17 protein-coding genes are annotated in these 15,474 nt (G+C 70.8%); 2 read left to right on the forward strand and 15 right to left on the reverse strand.

Going from position 1 to position 15,474, the window contains the following annotated elements; genetic code table 11:
* Window positions 1–931: 931 nt before the first annotated feature.
* The 6 genes from rdgB to AB0I72_RS11030 form a co-directional block, all read right to left on the reverse strand.
* On the reverse strand, window positions 932–1,537 hold the full coding sequence (gene rdgB / locus AB0I72_RS11005) for an RdgB/HAM1 family non-canonical purine NTP pyrophosphatase (RefSeq protein WP_358565675.1): 606 nt from the start codon (window positions 1,535–1,537) through the stop codon (window positions 932–934).
* 86 nt (window positions 1,538–1,623) lie between these two features.
* The gene (gene rph / locus AB0I72_RS11010) at window positions 1,624–2,343 is read right to left on the reverse strand and encodes a ribonuclease PH (protein WP_358565678.1); all 720 of its coding nucleotides are present in this window, start codon (window positions 2,341–2,343) and stop codon (window positions 1,624–1,626) included.
* A 51-nt stretch (window positions 2,344–2,394) separates the two neighbouring features.
* A complete protein-coding gene (locus tag AB0I72_RS11015; protein ID WP_358565681.1) occupies window positions 2,395–3,147 on the reverse strand; it encodes an MBL fold metallo-hydrolase in 753 nt (250 codons plus the stop codon).
* Between the two features lie 354 nt (window positions 3,148–3,501).
* Window positions 3,502–4,449, reverse strand: coding sequence for a cysteine synthase (locus tag AB0I72_RS11020; protein ID WP_358565684.1), 948 nt, complete (start codon window positions 4,447–4,449; stop codon window positions 3,502–3,504).
* A gap of 7 nt (window positions 4,450–4,456) precedes the next feature.
* Complete coding sequence (locus AB0I72_RS11025) at window positions 4,457–4,735, reverse strand: MoaD family protein (protein WP_358565687.1); 279 nt, start codon at window positions 4,733–4,735, stop codon at window positions 4,457–4,459.
* Between the two features lie 93 nt (window positions 4,736–4,828).
* Entirely contained in the window at window positions 4,829–5,254 is a 426-nt protein-coding gene (locus AB0I72_RS11030; protein WP_358565690.1) for a M67 family metallopeptidase, read from the reverse strand.
* Window positions 5,255–5,387: 133 nt separating this feature from the next.
* Between AB0I72_RS11030 and AB0I72_RS11035 the strand changes: the two genes are divergently transcribed.
* Together AB0I72_RS11035 and AB0I72_RS11040 are read left to right on the forward strand one after the other, a co-directional pair.
* Window positions 5,388–6,692, forward strand: coding sequence for a nicotinate phosphoribosyltransferase (locus AB0I72_RS11035; RefSeq protein WP_358565693.1), 1,305 nt, complete (start codon window positions 5,388–5,390; stop codon window positions 6,690–6,692).
* Between the two features lie 31 nt (window positions 6,693–6,723).
* Window positions 6,724–7,299: a nicotinamidase gene (locus AB0I72_RS11040; RefSeq protein ID WP_358565696.1), complete on the forward strand. Its 576-nt coding sequence runs from the start codon at window positions 6,724–6,726 to the stop codon at window positions 7,297–7,299.
* A 39-nt stretch (window positions 7,300–7,338) separates the two neighbouring features.
* On the opposite strand, the gene AB0I72_RS11045 is transcribed toward AB0I72_RS11040, so the two are convergent.
* The 9 genes from AB0I72_RS11045 to AB0I72_RS11085 all read right to left on the reverse strand — a co-directional run bounded on the left by AB0I72_RS11045 (window position 7,339) and on the right by AB0I72_RS11085 (window position 15,383).
* Window positions 7,339–8,346 carry a tryptophan--tRNA ligase gene (locus tag AB0I72_RS11045; RefSeq protein WP_358565698.1) on the reverse strand — a complete coding sequence of 336 codons (1,008 nt, stop codon included), beginning with the start codon at window positions 8,344–8,346 and terminating at the stop codon, window positions 7,339–7,341.
* 114 nt (window positions 8,347–8,460) lie between these two features.
* Window positions 8,461–9,534, reverse strand: coding sequence for a zinc metalloprotease (locus AB0I72_RS11050; RefSeq protein ID WP_358566637.1), 1,074 nt, complete (start codon window positions 9,532–9,534; stop codon window positions 8,461–8,463).
* A gap of 131 nt (window positions 9,535–9,665) precedes the next feature.
* Window positions 9,666–11,387, reverse strand: coding sequence for a DEAD/DEAH box helicase (locus tag AB0I72_RS11055; RefSeq protein WP_358565701.1), 1,722 nt, complete (start codon window positions 11,385–11,387; stop codon window positions 9,666–9,668).
* Between the two features lie 120 nt (window positions 11,388–11,507).
* Window positions 11,508–11,783, reverse strand: coding sequence for a hypothetical protein (locus AB0I72_RS11060; RefSeq protein ID WP_358565704.1), 276 nt, complete (start codon window positions 11,781–11,783; stop codon window positions 11,508–11,510).
* Window positions 11,784–11,789: 6 nt separating this feature from the next.
* Complete coding sequence (locus tag AB0I72_RS11065; RefSeq protein WP_358565707.1) at window positions 11,790–12,602, reverse strand: class E sortase; 813 nt, start codon at window positions 12,600–12,602, stop codon at window positions 11,790–11,792.
* Between the two features lie 40 nt (window positions 12,603–12,642).
* The gene (locus AB0I72_RS11070) at window positions 12,643–12,837 is read right to left on the reverse strand and encodes a hypothetical protein (RefSeq protein ID WP_358565710.1); all 195 of its coding nucleotides are present in this window, start codon (window positions 12,835–12,837) and stop codon (window positions 12,643–12,645) included.
* A gap of 215 nt (window positions 12,838–13,052) precedes the next feature.
* The gene (locus tag AB0I72_RS11075; protein WP_075927591.1) at window positions 13,053–13,295 is read right to left on the reverse strand and encodes a DUF3039 domain-containing protein; all 243 of its coding nucleotides are present in this window, start codon (window positions 13,293–13,295) and stop codon (window positions 13,053–13,055) included.
* Between the two features lie 76 nt (window positions 13,296–13,371).
* Window positions 13,372–13,953: a YqgE/AlgH family protein gene (locus AB0I72_RS11080; RefSeq protein ID WP_358565714.1), complete on the reverse strand. Its 582-nt coding sequence runs from the start codon at window positions 13,951–13,953 to the stop codon at window positions 13,372–13,374.
* Between the two features lie 32 nt (window positions 13,954–13,985).
* Entirely contained in the window at window positions 13,986–15,383 is a 1,398-nt protein-coding gene (locus tag AB0I72_RS11085) for an NAD-dependent malic enzyme (RefSeq protein WP_358565717.1), read from the reverse strand.
* Window positions 15,384–15,474: the final 91 nt, after the last annotated feature.

A 15,474-nucleotide genomic window follows, 5' to 3' on the forward strand; every position in this document is an offset into this window, starting at 1 on the left:
CAGGATCAAACTCTCCATAAAGGTCAAACAACCCGGCCCGACCACCCGAAAGGGGTCTGGGCGGGTAAACCTAGAAGTAATCCTGACCGACCACTATTCGTGGTCAATCAAAGGAACCCAGCACACCGAACCACGAGGGGTTCGTGTGTGACGGGGCCAAAACAAACATGGCTTAAAGAAAATCAAACACGCGCTGTTGAGTTCTCAAGAAACAACCGCTCTTCCCGTACAAGCCCCGAACCTTTGACCCTTGCGGGGTGGTGTGTCCGGTCGCTCTTCCGTGGAAGGCGTCTGCGTTTCCGCTTTGTTGTGTCTTTACTTTATCAGGTGTTCCGTGTCCCGCCAAATCGGCGGCTTCCGGATCAACCGAACGGGGTAAAGCACCCGTTTCGCCTCATTCATCCGCACTGAACCAATAGGCCCATCCGGATTCCTGATGCGGCTCCCCGATCCTACCCGTACCGAGCACATGCTCGAACCGGTGCGAGGGGGAGGAGGTCTATGGATCGCGGCCCGGGTCCGAGTCGACTGACCGACGCTCGCCGTCCCGCGAAGACTTGCCGAGTCTAGACAATGGGCCCGGAAGCGTCAACTCCATCCGTTCGGTGAAGGGTAACCCTCATCTCTCGGACGTCCCACGTCGATCGTCATCCTGGCGATCGGGTCGTGGACTAGCGGCGCCTCCGGGCGAGTCGATCTCCTTCCGGAGACCGGCTGTCTGTGACCTGGACCATATCCAGGCAAGATCCATCCTGCCCCGCTCGCCCCCGGCTCAAACCCCCGGATCCCAGATTCCTCCGGAGAGCCTCGCATCCCCCTGACAGCGCGAACGCGGGGCGGCTCCGAGGCTCGCGCCCCGCCACCCCGCGTTCGCTCGTGCGCGGCGCTCCCGGACACACCGTCACCGGTGGCTCGCGGGAGCGGTGCGAGCTCAGATCATCTCCGCGAGCTCCCGGGCGATCCTGCGGAACGCGATGCCCCGATGGCTGATCGCGTTCTTCTCCCGCGCGGACATCTCGGCCGTGGTCCTCGTGTGCCCCTCGGGGACGAACACCGGGTCGTAGCCGAACCCGTTCTCCCCCCGGCGCTCCCGCAGCAGTCGACCGCGCAGGACCCCCTCGGCCACGATCTCCACACCGTCCGGCATGACCAACGCCGCCGCGCACACGAACTGCGCGCCCCGGCGTTCGGCCGGGGTGTCGGCGAGCTGGTCGAGCACCAGGTCGAGGTTGGCTCCGTCCCGGTCCTCGCGGCCGAACCGCCCCGACCACCGTGCCGACAGCACTCCGGGCATGCCCTTGAGTTCGTCGACGCTCAGGCCGGAGTCGTCCGCCACCGCGGGAAGCCCCGTGTGCGCGGCGATCGCCCGGGCCTTGAGCAACGCGTTGCCCATGAACGTCGGCTCGGTCTCGGGGACCTCCGGAGCGTCAGGGAAGGAGTCGAGCGCGAGGACCCGCGCCTCCACACCCGCCTCCGCCAGGATGTCCCGCATCTCCGGGACCTTCTTGGCGTTGCGGGTGGCCAGTACGAGCCGCACCTGCCCACCTCCTCCCGGGACTTCGCCGATCCGCCTGCCCACGCGCCCGCCCACCGGGCCCGTGGAGTCCGCCGTGTTCGCCGCGGTCACTCCGCCAGTGCCTTCTTCTGGATCGCGGTCAGCTCCTCGCAGCCGCTGACCGCGAGGTCGAGCAGGGAGTCGAGGAGTTCCCGGTCGAAGGGCGCGCCCTCCGCGGTGCCCTGCACCTCGATGAACTTGCCCTCGCCGGTCACCACGACGTTCATGTCGGTCTGGGCGACCGAGTCCTCCAGGTAGTTGAGGTCCAGCCGGGGCTGGCCCTGCACCACGCCGACGCTCACCGCGGCGAGCGACCCGGTGAGCGGGTTGTTCTTCAGCTTGCGACGCTTGCGCAGCCACTTCATCGCGTCGGCCAGGGCCACGTAGGCACCGGTGATCGCGGCGGTCCGGGTGCCGCCGTCGGCCTGGAGCACGTCGCAGTCCAGGGTGATGGTGTGCTCGCCCATCGCCTTGAAGTCCACGACGGCGCGCAGGGAACGGCCGATGAGGCGGGAGATCTCGTGGGTGCGGCCGCCGATCTTGCCCCGGACGGACTCGCGGGCGCCCCGGGTGTCGGTGGCGCGGGGGAGCATCGCGTACTCCGCGGTGACCCACCCCTCGCCGGTGCCCCGCCGCCACCGGGGCACACCGTCCTCGACGCTGGCCGCGCACAGGACTCTGGTGTCGCCGAACTCGATGAGTGCGGAGCCCTCCGCGTGGCGGAGCCAGTTGCGGGTGATGGTCACGGGTCGGAGTTGGGTCGGAACGCGTCCGTCAGGTCGAGCCATGGAAAGAGCGTATATCCGCGGAGTGTCCTTCGGTGCGGGAGTCGCGAAGTGTCAGGCCCCGACGATGTGGGTCTCACCGCTGCGCGCCAGCCCGATCGGTCCGTCGTAGGTGGACCGCGCCTCGGTGAGCGTCACCTCGTCGTCGTTCCACGGAACGAGGTGGGTCAGGAGCAGCTTGCGCGCACGGGCCCGGCTGGCGTGCTCGCCCGCCTCGCTCCCCGTCAGGTGCATGTCCTTGGGGTGCTCCCGGTGGTCCTGGAAGGCCGCCTCGCACAGGAAGAGGTCGGTGTCGGCGGCCAGGTCGATCAGCGAGTCGCACGCCCCGGTGTCCCCGGAGTAGGCCAGGGTCCGGCCCCCGTGCTCCAGCCGGATCCCGTAGGCCTCCACGGGGTGGTTGACCTTGTCGACCCGGGCGGCGAACGGCCCGATCCGGAAGTCGCCGACGGTGAGCTCGTGGAAGTCGAAGGCCTCGGTCATCCCGGGGTCGGGGTCCAGGCCGTACGCCTCGGCCATCCGCAGTGCCACGCCCTGGGGGCCGTAGACGGGGATGCGGGGTTTGAGGCCGCCGGGCGGGAACATGCGCGCGACCCAGTAGGAACACAGATCGAAACAGTGGTCGGCGTGCAGGTGGCTCAGGTAGACCGCGTCCACGGAGTAGATGTCGACATGCCGCTGGAGCGCGCCCAACGCCCCGTTGCCCATGTCGAGGAGCAGACGGTAGCCGTCCACCTCGACCAGATAGCAGGAGGCCGGGCTGTCCGGCCCGGGGAAGCTCCCGGAGGACCCGATAATCGTGAGTCGCACGTCGTCGTCGCCTTCTCGATGGGCCGCGCGGCGTTCCGTGGCGCCCCCGTCGTCCGTGGCGACGCTGGGCGCGGATGGCGGCTGGTTCTGCGGATGTCCCGTTGTTACGGGTGTACCCCAATGCCCGGCCAGGTGGTACAAAATGTGGCCTGCATCTCAGGCGACGTGCGTCACGTGTGAATTTTTCACACGACCTGACCACGGGTGTCCGGTTCGGTCACCGCGCGGGGGCCGTCGGCGCCCGGCGTGTCGGCCCCCGCCGGACGCGCCGAGGGCCGGCGCCCCGTGCGGGGCGCCGGCCCTCCCGGCCGGGGCGGACCGACCGCCGCCGGGGCGGTCGCGTCCCACGGGCCCTCAGGCCCAGAGCTGGCCCTCCAGCCGTTCCTCGGCCTCGTCGAGCGTCCCCTCGTAGGCCCCGGTGGACAGGTACTTCCATCCGGCGTCCGCGATGACGAACACGATGTCCGCGCGCTCCCCCGCCTGCTCGGCCTTGCGCGCCACCCCCAGGGCGGCGTGCAGGGCGCCGCCGGTGGAGATGCCCGCGAAGATGCCCTCCAGGTCGAGGAGCTCCCGGGTCCGCCTGAGCGCCGCGTCCGAGGGCACGGAGAAGCGCGTGGTCAGCACCCGCTCGTCGTACAGCTCGGGGACGAACCCCTCGTCCAGGTTGCGCAGGCCGTAGACCAGCTCGCCGTAGCGCGGTTCGGCCGCGACGATCCGCACGTCCGGCTTGTTCTCCCGCAGGTACCGGCCCACCCCCATGAGGGTGCCGGTGGTGCCCAGCCCCGCCACGAAGTGGGTGATCTCCGGCAGGTCCGCGAGGATCTCGGGCCCGGTGGTCTCGTAGTGGGCCCGGGCGTTGGCCGGGTTCCCGTACTGGTAGAGCATCACCCAGTCCGGGTGGGCCTTGGCCATCTCCTTGGCGACGCGCACGGCCTCGTTGGAGCCGCCCGCCGCCTCGGAGTAGTGGACCTCGGCGCCCCACATGCTCAGCAGCTGCTTGCGCTCCGCGGAGGTGTTCTCCGGCATCACACAGACCATGCGGTAGCCGCGCAGCTTCGCGACCATGGCCAGGGAGATGCCGGTGTTCCCCGACGTCGGCTCCAGGATGGTGCAGCCCGGCGAGAGCAGCCCGTCCTTCTCGGCCTGCTCGATCATGAAGAACGCGGCGCGGTCCTTGATCGAGCCGGTGGGGTTGCGGTCCTCCAGCTTCGCCCACAGCCGGACCTCCGGCGAGGGCGACAGGCGGGGCAGGCCGACGAGCGGCGTGCCGCCGAGGGAGTCGAGCAGGGAGTCGTAGCGCATGCCCGGCCTAGCGGCTGCCGCCGGCCACGGCCGGCAGGACGGTCACGTTGTCGCCGTCGGAGAGCTCGGCCTCCAGTCCGCCGACGAAACGGACGTCCTCGTCGTTGAGGTAGACGTTGATGAAGCGGCGCAGCTTGCCGCCGTCCACCAGGCGCTCTCCGATCCCGGGGAAACGGCTGTCCAGGTCCTCGAAGAGCGCGCCGAGGGTGTCACCGGAGCCCTCGACGACCTTGGCGTCGCCGGTCAGGTTGCGGAGGATGGTGGGGATACGGACCTCGATGGCCATGAAGGTGTCTCCGTTAGCGGTCGTTGTTGTGCGTTCATTCCCAACAGGGGCCCGGCCGCTCCCATTCCGGTCGGCGGCCCCGCTGGTACGGCCCTACTGGCCGCCCTGGTCGCCGCCGGTGATCTCCACCGGCTCCTCGGTGACCTCGCCGTCGATGATCCGGTAGGAACGGAACTCGACGGTGTCCGACTCGCGTGTGGACACGAGCACGTAGTGGGCGCCGGGCTCGGATGCGTAGGAGATGTCGGTGCGCGAGGGGTAGGCCTCGGTGGCGGTGTGGGAGTGGTAGATCACGACGGGTTCCTCGTCGTTGTCGTCCATCTCACGCCAGACCTTCAGCTGTTCGAGCGAGTCGAACCGGTAGAAGGTCGGAGACCGCTCGGCGTTGATCATCTCAATGAACCGCTCGGGGCGGTCGGAGCCCTCGGGACCGGCCACGACGCCGCACGCCTCGTCCGGGTGGTCACGGCGGGCGTGGGCGACGATCTGGTCGTAGATCGAGCGATCAATCCTCAGCATGCGATCCAGGGTACCCACAACTTGTTCCCTACCAACCAAATGGGTATTGATGAGATGGCCCACTCCGTCGGCTGACTCGCCGCTGGTGGGGCGGCCTCCTGAGCACGGCCGCGCAAGAACTAGGCTCATGCCCATGAGCGAGGACAGCAGCAGCGGACTGCTCACCGACCACTACGAACTGACCATGGTGCAGGGCGCCCTGCGCAGTGGGGCCGCCGGACGTCGGTCGGTGTTCGAGATGTTCGCACGCAGGCTCCCGGAGGGACGCCGGTACGGGGTCGTGGCCGGGACCGGGCGGTTCCTGGACCTGCTGGAGCGGTTCCGCTTCGGCACGGCCGAACTCGACTTCCTGTCCGACCGGGGCGTGGTGGACGACCGGACGCTGGAGTGGCTCGCGAACTACCGGTTCTCCGGGGACGTGTGGGGCTACGGCGAGGGTGAGGCCTACTTCCCCGGCTCCCCGATCCTGGTGGTGGAGGCGTCCTTCGCCGAGGCCGTCGTCCTGGAGACCCTGGCGCTCTCCGTGTTCAACCACGACAGCGCGATCGCCTCCGCCGCCTCGCGCATGGTGGTCGCGGCGGGCGGCCGACCGCTGATCGAGATGGGTTCGCGCCGCACGCACGAGCGGTCGGCGGTCGCGGCGGCCCGGGCGGCCTACATCGCCGGGTTCGCCACCTCGTCGAACCTGGAGGCGGGACGGACCTACGGGATCCCGACCGGCGGCACCGCGGCACACGCCTTCACCCTCCTGCACGACAGCGAGCGGCAGGCCTTCCAGACCCAGTTGGAGTCGATGGGGCCGGAGACCACGCTGCTGGTCGACACCTTCGACGTCGAACGGGCCGTGCGCACCGCCGTGGAACTGGCCGGGCCCAAGCTGGGCGCGGTGCGCATCGACTCGGGGGACCTGGCCGCGACCGCCGGGCGGGTCCGCGCGCAGCTGGACGCCCTGGGGGCCGACGAGACCCGGATCGTGGTCACCGGTGACCTGGACGAGCACTCCGTCCAGGCGCTGGCGGTGGCGCCGGTGAACGGCTACGGCGTCGGCACCGCCCTGGTGACCGGTTCGGGCGCGCCCACGGTGTCCCTCGTGTACAAGCTGGTGGCCCGGGCGCGCGACACGGCGCCGGACGCGCCCCTGGAACCGGTCGCCAAGCGTTCGGTGGGCAAGCCGAGCCGGGGCGGCCGCAAGTGGGCGGTGCGCCGGTTGGACGACCGCGGGAGCGCCGTGAGCGAGGACGTGTACACCCACGAGCCGTCGGGCGACAGGGGCACCCGCCCGCTGCTGCGCCCACTGGTGGTCGGGGGCGAGGTGGTCGGACACGAGAGCGCGCACGAGGCGCGCCAGCGGCACCGGGAGACGCTGTCCGAGCTCCCGGAGGAGGCGCTGCGGATGTCGCGCGGCGACGTGGCGCTGCCCACGGTCTTCCACCAGTGACGTCGGAACGAGGGAAAGCGAGGGAGCGGCGATGAAGGCACTCATCGTGGTGGACGTGCAGAACGACTTCTGCGAGGGCGGCAGCCTGGCCGTGGCCGGGGGCGCGGACACCGCGGCGGCCGTCACCGAGTACGTGCGTGAGCACGCCGACGACTACGACGCCGTGGTCGCCACCCGCGACTGGCACATCGATCCGGGCGCGCACTTCTCCGACGAGCCGGACTACGTGCGCACCTGGCCCAGGCACTGCGTCGCGGGGACGCCCGGGGCCGACTTCCATCCGGCGTTCGACACCGCCCGCGTGGACGCGGTCTTCAGCAAGGGGCAGTACGCGGACGGCTACAGCGGCTTCGAGGGCACGACGAGCGACGACGGCACGCCCCTGACCGACTGGCTGCGCGGGCGCGGGATCGACGAGGTCGACCTGGTGGGCATCGCCACGGACCACTGCGTCCGGGCGACCGCGTTGGACGCCGTCGCCGAGGGGTTCCGCACGCGGGTCCGGCTCGGGCTGACCGCCGGGGTGGCGCGGCCGACGGTGGACGCCGCCCTGGAGCGGCTGCGCGCGGCCGGTGTGGAGCTGGAGGGCGAGCCCGTGGTCGGGTGAGGCCCGCCCTCCGGCGGGTGTGTCCGCCTCGGCGCGCGTTCAGGCGACGCCGATGGCGGCGCGCACCTTGTCGATGGTGGCGCGGGCGCGCTTGCGGGCGCGCTCGGAGCCCTCGATCAGGACCGCGTCGATCCGCTCGGGGTCGGCCATGAGCTCCTCGTAGCGCTCCCGCTTGGGGCCGATCTCGGCGTTGACCGCCTCGAACAGCTCGTTCTTGAGCTCGCCCCAGCCCATGCCGCCCGCCTCGAGCCGCTTGCGCACGTCGTCGACGGTCTCGGCGTCGGCGAAGTGCTGGAGCAGCTGGAAGGGGACCGAGCCGTCCGGGTCCTTGGGGTCCTCGACCGGGGTGGAGTCGGTCGGGATCCGGCGGATCGTCTTCTTGAGCTTGTTCTCCGGCAGGAACAGCGGGATGTGGTTGTCGTAGGACTTGCTCATCTTGCGGCCGTCGACGCCGGGCAGGATGCTCGCCTCGCTGTCGTCGATGACGCCCTTGGGGATCGGGAAGCTGTACCCCTCGCCGAACCGGTGGTTGAAGTACCCGGCGATGTCGGCGGTGTACTCCAGGTGCTGGGTCTGGTCGCGGCCGACGGGCACGTGCGTGCTCTCCATGACGAGGATGTCGGCGGCCATGAGGATGGGGTAGTTGAACAGCCCCATGTTGATCCCGGCGTCCAGGTCGGTGACGCCCGCGGCGACGTTGCGGTCGCGGGCGGCCTTGTAGGCGTGGGCGCGGTTCATCAGGCCCTTGGGGGTGAGGGCGCTGAGGATGCTGGTGAGCTCGAACGTCTCGGGGACGCGGGACTGCTGGTAGACGATGGTGCGCTCGGGGTCGAGTCCGCACGCGAGCCAGGTGGCAGCGCCCGACCGGATGCTGTGCCGGAGTTCCTCGGCGTCCGTGACGGTGTTGAGCGCGTGGTAGTCCGCGATGAAGTAGTACGTGTCGTACTCGTGCGCCGCCGCGAGGGCGGGCTTGATCGCGCCGACGTAGTTGCCCAGGTGGAAGTCACCGGTGGGCTTGATACCGGTCAGGTAGGTGTTCGCTGCCATGCTCACAGCCTAGCGGCGCGCGTCGGCCGCCCAGGTGCACGGCCCCGCGGCCGGGGAGACGGGAACGGCCCGGTCCGGAGGGGTCTCCCCCACCGACCGGGCCGCACCGGTGCGCTAGCGCATCGAGGCGCTGACCTCGACCCGTCCGTCCGGGGCGACGGCGGCGCGGACGTCCATGGACGGTCCGCGTTCCGAGGCGGAGGACGGGGCGGCGGCCATGCGGGGGTCGGACTCGCCCCTGCCCTTCCCGGACCGGAACGCCATCCAGTGGTCGACCATGCGCTGGCCCTGGCCCCGGGTGAAGTGCGTCATGCACGCGTCCTCGGAGTAGTTCATGAAGTTCATGACCGGGTCCTCGCCCGGGCGCGTGCGGCAGGTGTCGCGGCCTCGGGGGCAGCCGGAGGCGGCCTCACGCTCGAAGGCGGTGTCGTCCACGTAGTCGCCGGGGTCGTCGCACCCGTTCTGGAAGGTGTGGAACAGGCCCAGCCAGTGGCCGATCTCGTGGGTCGCGGTGTGGCCCAGGTTGAAGCGGTTCCGGTCGCCGCCGGGCAGGGTGTCGTAGGCGACCACCACGCCGTCCTGCTTCGGCTTGTCCTTGTGGTTCTGCGGGAAGGTCGAGTACCCGAGCAGCCCGGTGTCCAGGCGGGTCGTGTAGAGGTTGAGTGTCTCGGCGCCGCCCCGGTGCAGGCTCGCGCGCGCCTCGTCGCGGTGGCGGCTGAAGTCGCGGAACCAGGTGTCGTTCACCGTGCGGGTGATGTCGCGCAGGTGGAAGCGGAAGCCCGTGTCGGCTCCCTCCCCGCCGAAGGCGTACCCGCCCCGGTAGGCCCGGTTGAGCACGTCGATCTGCCGCCGGATCTGCCCATCGCCGACGGCGCCGCGCCCGTCCGAGGCCGAGATGACGTGCACGACCACGGGAACCTCCCGCGTCGGCTCGGCCTGCTGACCGCGCAGGGGCAGCATCGCCTCGCGCAGGAGCCGCTCGTACTCGGCGGCCTGCTGTGGCGTGACGTCGCTGCTCTCGGGGAACTGGGCGGCCTGGCCCGGGTTGGCCAGCCGGGCGTCGACGGCCGACGAGACGCAGGAGTCGAGTCGACTCCCCGCCGCGACGGACGCCCCCGGGGCCTCCCCGGCGTCGGCGGGCCGGTACGCCGTACCCGCCACGATCCCCGCCAGGGCGATCCCGCACACGACCATTCCGGACCACAGTGCGGCTGCGCCACCGCTAGAGCTTCGTCGAATCACCACACGTACTGTAGCGAGACGAACACTCTCCGCCGATGAGCCGTGCGCGAACTTGCGAAGTGTTTGCCCGATCTCGGCTACTTCCGGCCGACCGCCCAGGTGCGGAGCTTGGCGATGCGCTCGCGGATCTGCGTCGGCGAGGCCTGGGCGACGGGCGGGCCGCCGCAGGCCCGGCGCAGCTCGTTGTGGATGACGCCGTGGGGCTTCCCGGTGCGGTGGTGCCACGCGCCGACCAGCCCGCTGAGCTCGCGCCGCAGCTCGGCGACGACCTCGTGCGTGGGACCCTCGTCGGGCTCCTCCTCGGTCTTGCGCCTGGCCTTGACCTCACTGGCCCTCAGGTCGGCGTTGCGCTTGCGCAGCAGCTGGGAGACCTGGTCGGGGTCCAGCAGACCCGGGAGTCCGAGGAAGTCCTCCTCCTCGGTGGACCCGGGCACGCTGCCGTACTCGTTGCCGTCGAAGAGCGCGCGGTCGAACTCGGCCGCGGACTCCATCGTCTCGAACGGCAGCTCCTCCCCCGCCTCGGGGGTGTCGCGCTTCCGGTTGGCCTCCTTCATGAGGTCCTGTTCCGGATACTCCTCGTCCGAGGGCTGCCGGTCCAGGACGTGGTCGCGTTCGCGCTCCATCTCGCCCGCGTACTCCAGCAGCGTGGGCACCGAGGGCAGGAACACGGAGGCGACCTCGCCCCGCTTGCGCACCCGCACGAAGCGGCCGATGGCCTGGGCGAAGAACAGGGCGGTGCTGGTGGAGGTGGCGTACACGCCCACCATGAGCCTGGGGACGTCCACGCCCTCCGACACCATGCGCACCGCGACCATCCAGCGGTCGTCCCCCGCGGAGAAGCGGGAGATCTTCTTCGACGCGGTGGGGTCGTCGGAGAGCACGACGGTCGCGCCCTTGCCCGTGATCTGCCGCAGGATGCGCGCGTAGGCGCGGGCGTTCTCGTGGTCGCTGGCGATGACCAGGCCGCCCGCGTCCGGGTGGGTCTTGCGGACCTCGGTCAGACGGCGGTCGGCGGCCTGCAGCACCTTCTTGATCCAGTCGCCCTTGGGGTCGAGGGCGGCGCGCCAGGCCTGGGAGAGCGCGTCCTGGGTGAGCGGCTCGCCCAGGCGCGCGGCGAGTTCGTCGCCCGCGCGGGTGCGCCAGCGCATCTCCCCGGAGTAGGCCATGAAGATGACCGGTCGCACGACCCCGTCCTCCAGGGCGGGGGCGTAGCCGTAGCTGTAGTCCCACGAGCACCGGCGCACCCCGTTCCCGTCCTGGACGTAGTCCACGAAGGGGATCGGGTTGATGTCGGAGCGAAAGGGGGTTCCGGTCAGGCTGAGCCGCCGCGCGGCGGGGTCGAAGGCCTCGCGGACCGCGTCGCCCCAGGACAGCGCGTCGCCGGCGTGGTGGACCTCGTCGAAGATGACGAGCGTCTTGCGCGCCTCGGTGCGGTTGCGGTGCAGCATCGGGTGCGCGGCGACCTGCGCGTAGGTGACCGCCGCGCCGATGTACTGGCGGCCCAGCGCGCCCTGGCCGTTGCGGAACTCGGGGTCGATGGGGATGCCGAAGCGGGCGGCCGACTCGGCCCACTGCTTCTTGAGGTGCTCGGTGGGGCACACGATCGTGATCGAGCGGACCGCGTGCCGTCTGAGGAGTTCGCTCGCCAGGGTGAGGGCGAAGGTCGTCTTTCCCGCGCCGGGCGTGGCCACGGCCAGGAAGTCGCGTGGTTCCCGGCGGAAGTACTCCTCGAACGCTTCCCGCTGCCAGGCGCGGAGCCCGCGCAGGCGGTCCTCCGTGGTGGTCTGCGTCACCGTCATGCGATTGGTCCCCCGTTGCTCACCTGGTAGAGGTTAGCGGCCCCCGGAGACCGGTCCGGGAGCCGCTCGCGTGGCGCCGCACACACCGTGCGCGGCGCCGTCACCCGGGCGAGCGAGAACTCAGGAACTCTCGGAGGCCGAGGGCTCGGGGGATTCCGACTCCGACGGGGACTCCGACGTCGAGGGGGACCCGTCGCCGGGCAGCGCGCCGGGGCCCTCCGGGACGGCGTTCGCGCCCTGGACGTCGACGGCGCCGTCGTTGAACGGCATGTGCGGGGAGATCGCCGGGAAGGCGAAGAACCACAGCAGCGCGCACGCGCCCGCCAGCAGGCCGACCGACAGGATCAGCTTGGACGGCCACGGGCCGGGGAGCACGCGCCAGATCAGTCCGTACATCCGTCTCTACTCCTCGTCCTCGTCGGCGTCCGGCGCCATGTGGGCGATCGATTCGGGCATGCCCTCGGACTTCGGGGTGGTCTCGGTGAGCTCGGCCCAGACGATCAGCCGGTGGGTGTTGTTCAGCTTGGGGGCGCACGTGGTGAGCGTGATCAGCGAACGCTCGGGGTGCTCGTCGCTGGCGTCGTCGAACGGGTCGGGTTCGATCACCCACACGTCGGAGGGGTCGACGGTCTCCTCGCGGAACACCTCGTAGGTGTAGAAGTTCTCCCCGTCCTCCAGGACCATGACGTCGCCGTCGTCCAGCTGGTCGATGTCCCAGAACAGGCCGGGGGTCCGGTGCGCGGCGACGCCGTAGTTCCCGAGCTCGCCGGGCCCGGTGTCGTACTCGGTGTAGTGGCCGGGGCTGTTGCGGATGTCCTCCTGCGTCGTCCCGTTGACCACGACCCACTGGAGGTCGAGGTCGGGCAGGTACAGGCGGCTGTCCGCGCTGCCGGGCAGCGGCTCGGACTCCGGGCCGGGTTCGGCGTCGTCCTCCTGCGCGGCCCAGGCCTCCTCCAGGCCCTGGGCCAGCTCCTGCTGTTCCCGGTCGGTCTCCCACTGACCGCCGTAGACCTCGTAGCCGGCGTAGAAGAGCATGAGCAGACCCGCGGTCAGCAGGATCTCGCCGATGGTGCGGACGACGGCGCGGACGACGTCGCCGGGGGTGTGCCGGGGCCGCCGGGCCCTGCGGCGCCGACCGCCTTCCGGGCCTCGACGGCCCCGCCCGCGGCGGGGGTGGGGGTCGTCGTACTTGTGCCGTTCAGTTGTGGAGACCAATAGGACCTACTCCTGTGGACGCTTTCGTGCGCTCCGACGCCTACCTGCGGGGAACGACGAGCGGGGCCCCGGTACGCGGATGCGGCAGGACATCGACCTGGTGCTGGTACACGTCGCTGAGGAGCGGCGCCGTGAACACGTCCGCGGGTGCGCCCCGTGCGGCGACGCGTCCCTCGGACAGCACCGCCACACGATGGGCGTAGGCGGCCGCAAGCCCCAAATCGTGCAGGACCACGATAACCGCCTGACCGGCGTCCGTGAGTGCGCGCGACACGGAAAGAACGAGTTCCCGGTGACGGATGTCGGGCGCGGCGCTCCGGTGCCGGCGGCGTGACCGCGTCCCGCGGGCGCGACGGCCCTCGTCATCGGCGTCGAGACGGGCGGGCCCCGGCACGCGCGACGTGCCGGGGCCCGCCCGTCGGAGCATGACGCGGGCGTCTGGGAGCACGCCTACTTCATGAGCTCCTCATAGGCCTTCTTGCACTCGGGGCACACGGGGAACTTCTTGGGATCCCGGTTGGGGACCCACACCTTGCCGCACAGGGCGATCACCGGATTGCCCGTGACGGCGCTCTCGGTGATCTTGTCCTTCTGCACGTAGTGCGCGAACCGCTCGCGGTCACCGTCGTCGTGCGAGGTGTCCGGCCTGGTCTCGCTCTCCGGGAGAACCTTGTTGAAGACATCCATCGACATCGTTCCTCACACCTTTCCACGTCTGCGTTCCACGGTATAGGGTGCCGCGCACCCCACGGCGGTCGCTCGACGCCGCTCAGTTCATCGTCGGGTCCTCGGGGTAGGTCGACAGCAGCGCGAGTTCGCCGCCCTGCCGTCGCAGCACGCGCGACCACAGCCGCTCGGGGGCGGTGGTGAACACGTCGTCGGCGATCGCGGGGACGACGTACCAGGCGCCCTCGTCGATCTCCCCGGCCAGCTGACCGGCGGCCCACCCGGCGTAGCCCGCGAAGACGCGGAACGCCCCCAGCGCGCCGCCCAGCACGGACGGCGGCCCGTCCAGGTCGACCACGCCCACACCGTCCAGGCCCAGGCCCGGGTCCAACCCCTCCAACGGGGACCAGCCCGGGGGCGGATCGCTCGTGCCCGGCACCCCCAGGGCGATGCCGGAGCCCGTCCCGACGGGTCCGCCGGAGAACATCACCGCGGGCTCGCTGGCGTAGGCGCCCCAGTCGGTCACGACCTGGTCGACGGTCGTGTCCAGGGGGCGGTTGAGGATCACCCCGAGGGTGCCGTCGGCGGTGTCGTCCACGACGAACACCACCGAGCGGCGGAAGGAGTCCTCCTGGAGGAGAGGGGCGGCCACCAGGAGTCGCCCGGTCAGTCTCGGCTGGTCCATGGTCCCCCCTTACCCAGGTTCGCGCCCCGGCGTCAGTTGCCGCGACCCCGCTGGGCGACCTCGCGCACGGCGGTGGCCACGTGCGTGGACAGGTCGGAGTGGAAGACGCTGGGGATGATGTAGTTCGGGCCCAGCTCGTCCTCGGTGACCACGTCGGCCAGCGCCTCGGCGGCGGCGACCATCATGTCGGAGGTGACCTCGTGGCTCTGGGCGTCGAGCAGTCCGCGGAAGAAGCCGGGGAACACCAGCACGTTGTTGATCTGGTTGGGGTGGTCGCTGCGGCCGGTGGCGACGACGTCGGCGTGCAGGTGGGCGACCTCGGGGTCGATCTCCGGGTCGGGGTTGGCCAGCGCGAAGATGATCGCGCCGTCGTTCATCTCGGCGACGTCGTCGCCGGTGAGCAGGTTGGGAGCGGAGACGCCGATGAAGACGTCGGCCCCGGCCACGGCGCCCTTGAGGTCGCCGGAGTAGCCCTCGGGGTTGGTGTGCTCGGAGATCCAGCGCAGGTTGTCGTCGAGCTCCTCGCGGTCGGCGTGCACCGCGCCGTGCACGTCGCAGACGATGATGTCCTTGGCGCCGGCGTGCATGAGCAGCTTGAGGATGGCGGTGCCGGCGGCGCCCGCGCCCGACATCGCGACGCGCACCTGGCTCAGCTCCTTGCCGACCACGCGCAGGGCGTTGCGCAGCGCGGCGAGGACGACGATCGCGGTGCCGTGCTGGTCGTCGTGGAAGACGGGGATGTCGAGCAGCTCGCGCAGACGGGCCTCGACCTCGAAACAGCGGGGGGCGGAGATGTCCTCCAGGTTGATGCCGCCGAACCCGGGGGCCAGGACCTGGACGGTGCGCACGATCTCGTCGACGTCCTGGGTGTCGAGGGCGATCGGCCAGGCGTCGATGTCGGCGAAGCGTTTGAACAGGGCGGCCTTGCCCTCCATGACGGGCATGGCGGCCTCGGGGCCGATGTTGCCCAGGCCGAGGACGGCCGAGCCGTCGGTGACCACGGCGACGCTGTTGCGCTTGATGGTCAGGCGGCGGGCGTCGTCCTTGTTGGCGGCGATCGCCTGGGAGACGCGGGCGACGCCGGGGGTGTAGGCCATGGACAGCTCGTCGCGGTTGCGCAGCGGCACCTTGGACGACATCTCGATCTTGCCGCCGAGGTGCATGAGGAAGGTGCGGTCACTGACCTTGTGGACGGTGACGCCCTCGACCGACCCCAGGGCGTCGACGATCGCCTGGGCGTGGTCGGTGTCGCGCGCGGCGCAGGTGACGTCGATCCGGATGCGCTCGTGACCGGCGGCCGCCACGTCCAGCGCGGTGATCATGCCGCCCACGTGCTCGACGGCGTTGGTGAGGCTGCCGACGGCACTGCCCCCCGCGTCCAGTTCGAGGCGGACGGTGAGGGAGTAGGAAACGCTGGGAAGGCTGGCCACGTGTTGCTCCTTGGCTCTTGCTTGGTGTCGTGCGTCGGTGGGGCGCGCGGGCGGCCCCGTTCCCGGGGACGTCGACGCTGGCGCCCGGCAC

This window comes from Nocardiopsis sp. NPDC049922 (genome assembly GCF_040660275.1).
In the GTDB taxonomy this organism is placed as follows: Bacteria; Actinomycetota; Actinomycetes; order Streptosporangiales; family Streptosporangiaceae; genus Nocardiopsis.

Excerpts from the sequence above, each read along its gene's own strand:
- rph (WP_358565678.1), bottom strand. The coding sequence starts at position 2,343 with ATGGCTCGACCTGACGGACGCGTTCCGACCCAACTCCGACCCGTGACC.
- AB0I72_RS11020 (WP_358565684.1), bottom strand. The coding sequence starts at position 4,449 with ATGCGCTACGACTCCCTGCTCGACTCCCTCGGCGGCACGCCGCTCGTC.
- AB0I72_RS11025 (WP_358565687.1), bottom strand. The coding sequence starts at position 4,735 with ATGGCCATCGAGGTCCGTATCCCCACCATCCTCCGCAACCTGACCGGC.
- AB0I72_RS11030 (WP_358565690.1), bottom strand. The coding sequence starts at position 5,254 with ATGCTGAGGATTGATCGCTCGATCTACGACCAGATCGTCGCCCACGCC.
- AB0I72_RS11035 (WP_358565693.1), top strand. The coding sequence starts at position 5,388 with ATGAGCGAGGACAGCAGCAGCGGACTGCTCACCGACCACTACGAACTG.
- AB0I72_RS11040 (WP_358565696.1), top strand. The coding sequence starts at position 6,724 with ATGAAGGCACTCATCGTGGTGGACGTGCAGAACGACTTCTGCGAGGGC.
- AB0I72_RS11045 (WP_358565698.1), bottom strand. The coding sequence starts at position 8,346 with ATGGCAGCGAACACCTACCTGACCGGTATCAAGCCCACCGGTGACTTC.
- AB0I72_RS11055 (WP_358565701.1), bottom strand. The coding sequence starts at position 11,387 with ATGACGGTGACGCAGACCACCACGGAGGACCGCCTGCGCGGGCTCCGC.
- AB0I72_RS11060 (WP_358565704.1), bottom strand. The coding sequence starts at position 11,783 with ATGTACGGACTGATCTGGCGCGTGCTCCCCGGCCCGTGGCCGTCCAAG.
- AB0I72_RS11075 (WP_075927591.1), bottom strand. The coding sequence starts at position 13,295 with ATGTCGATGGATGTCTTCAACAAGGTTCTCCCGGAGAGCGAGACCAGG.
- AB0I72_RS11080 (WP_358565714.1), bottom strand. The coding sequence starts at position 13,953 with ATGGACCAGCCGAGACTGACCGGGCGACTCCTGGTGGCCGCCCCTCTC.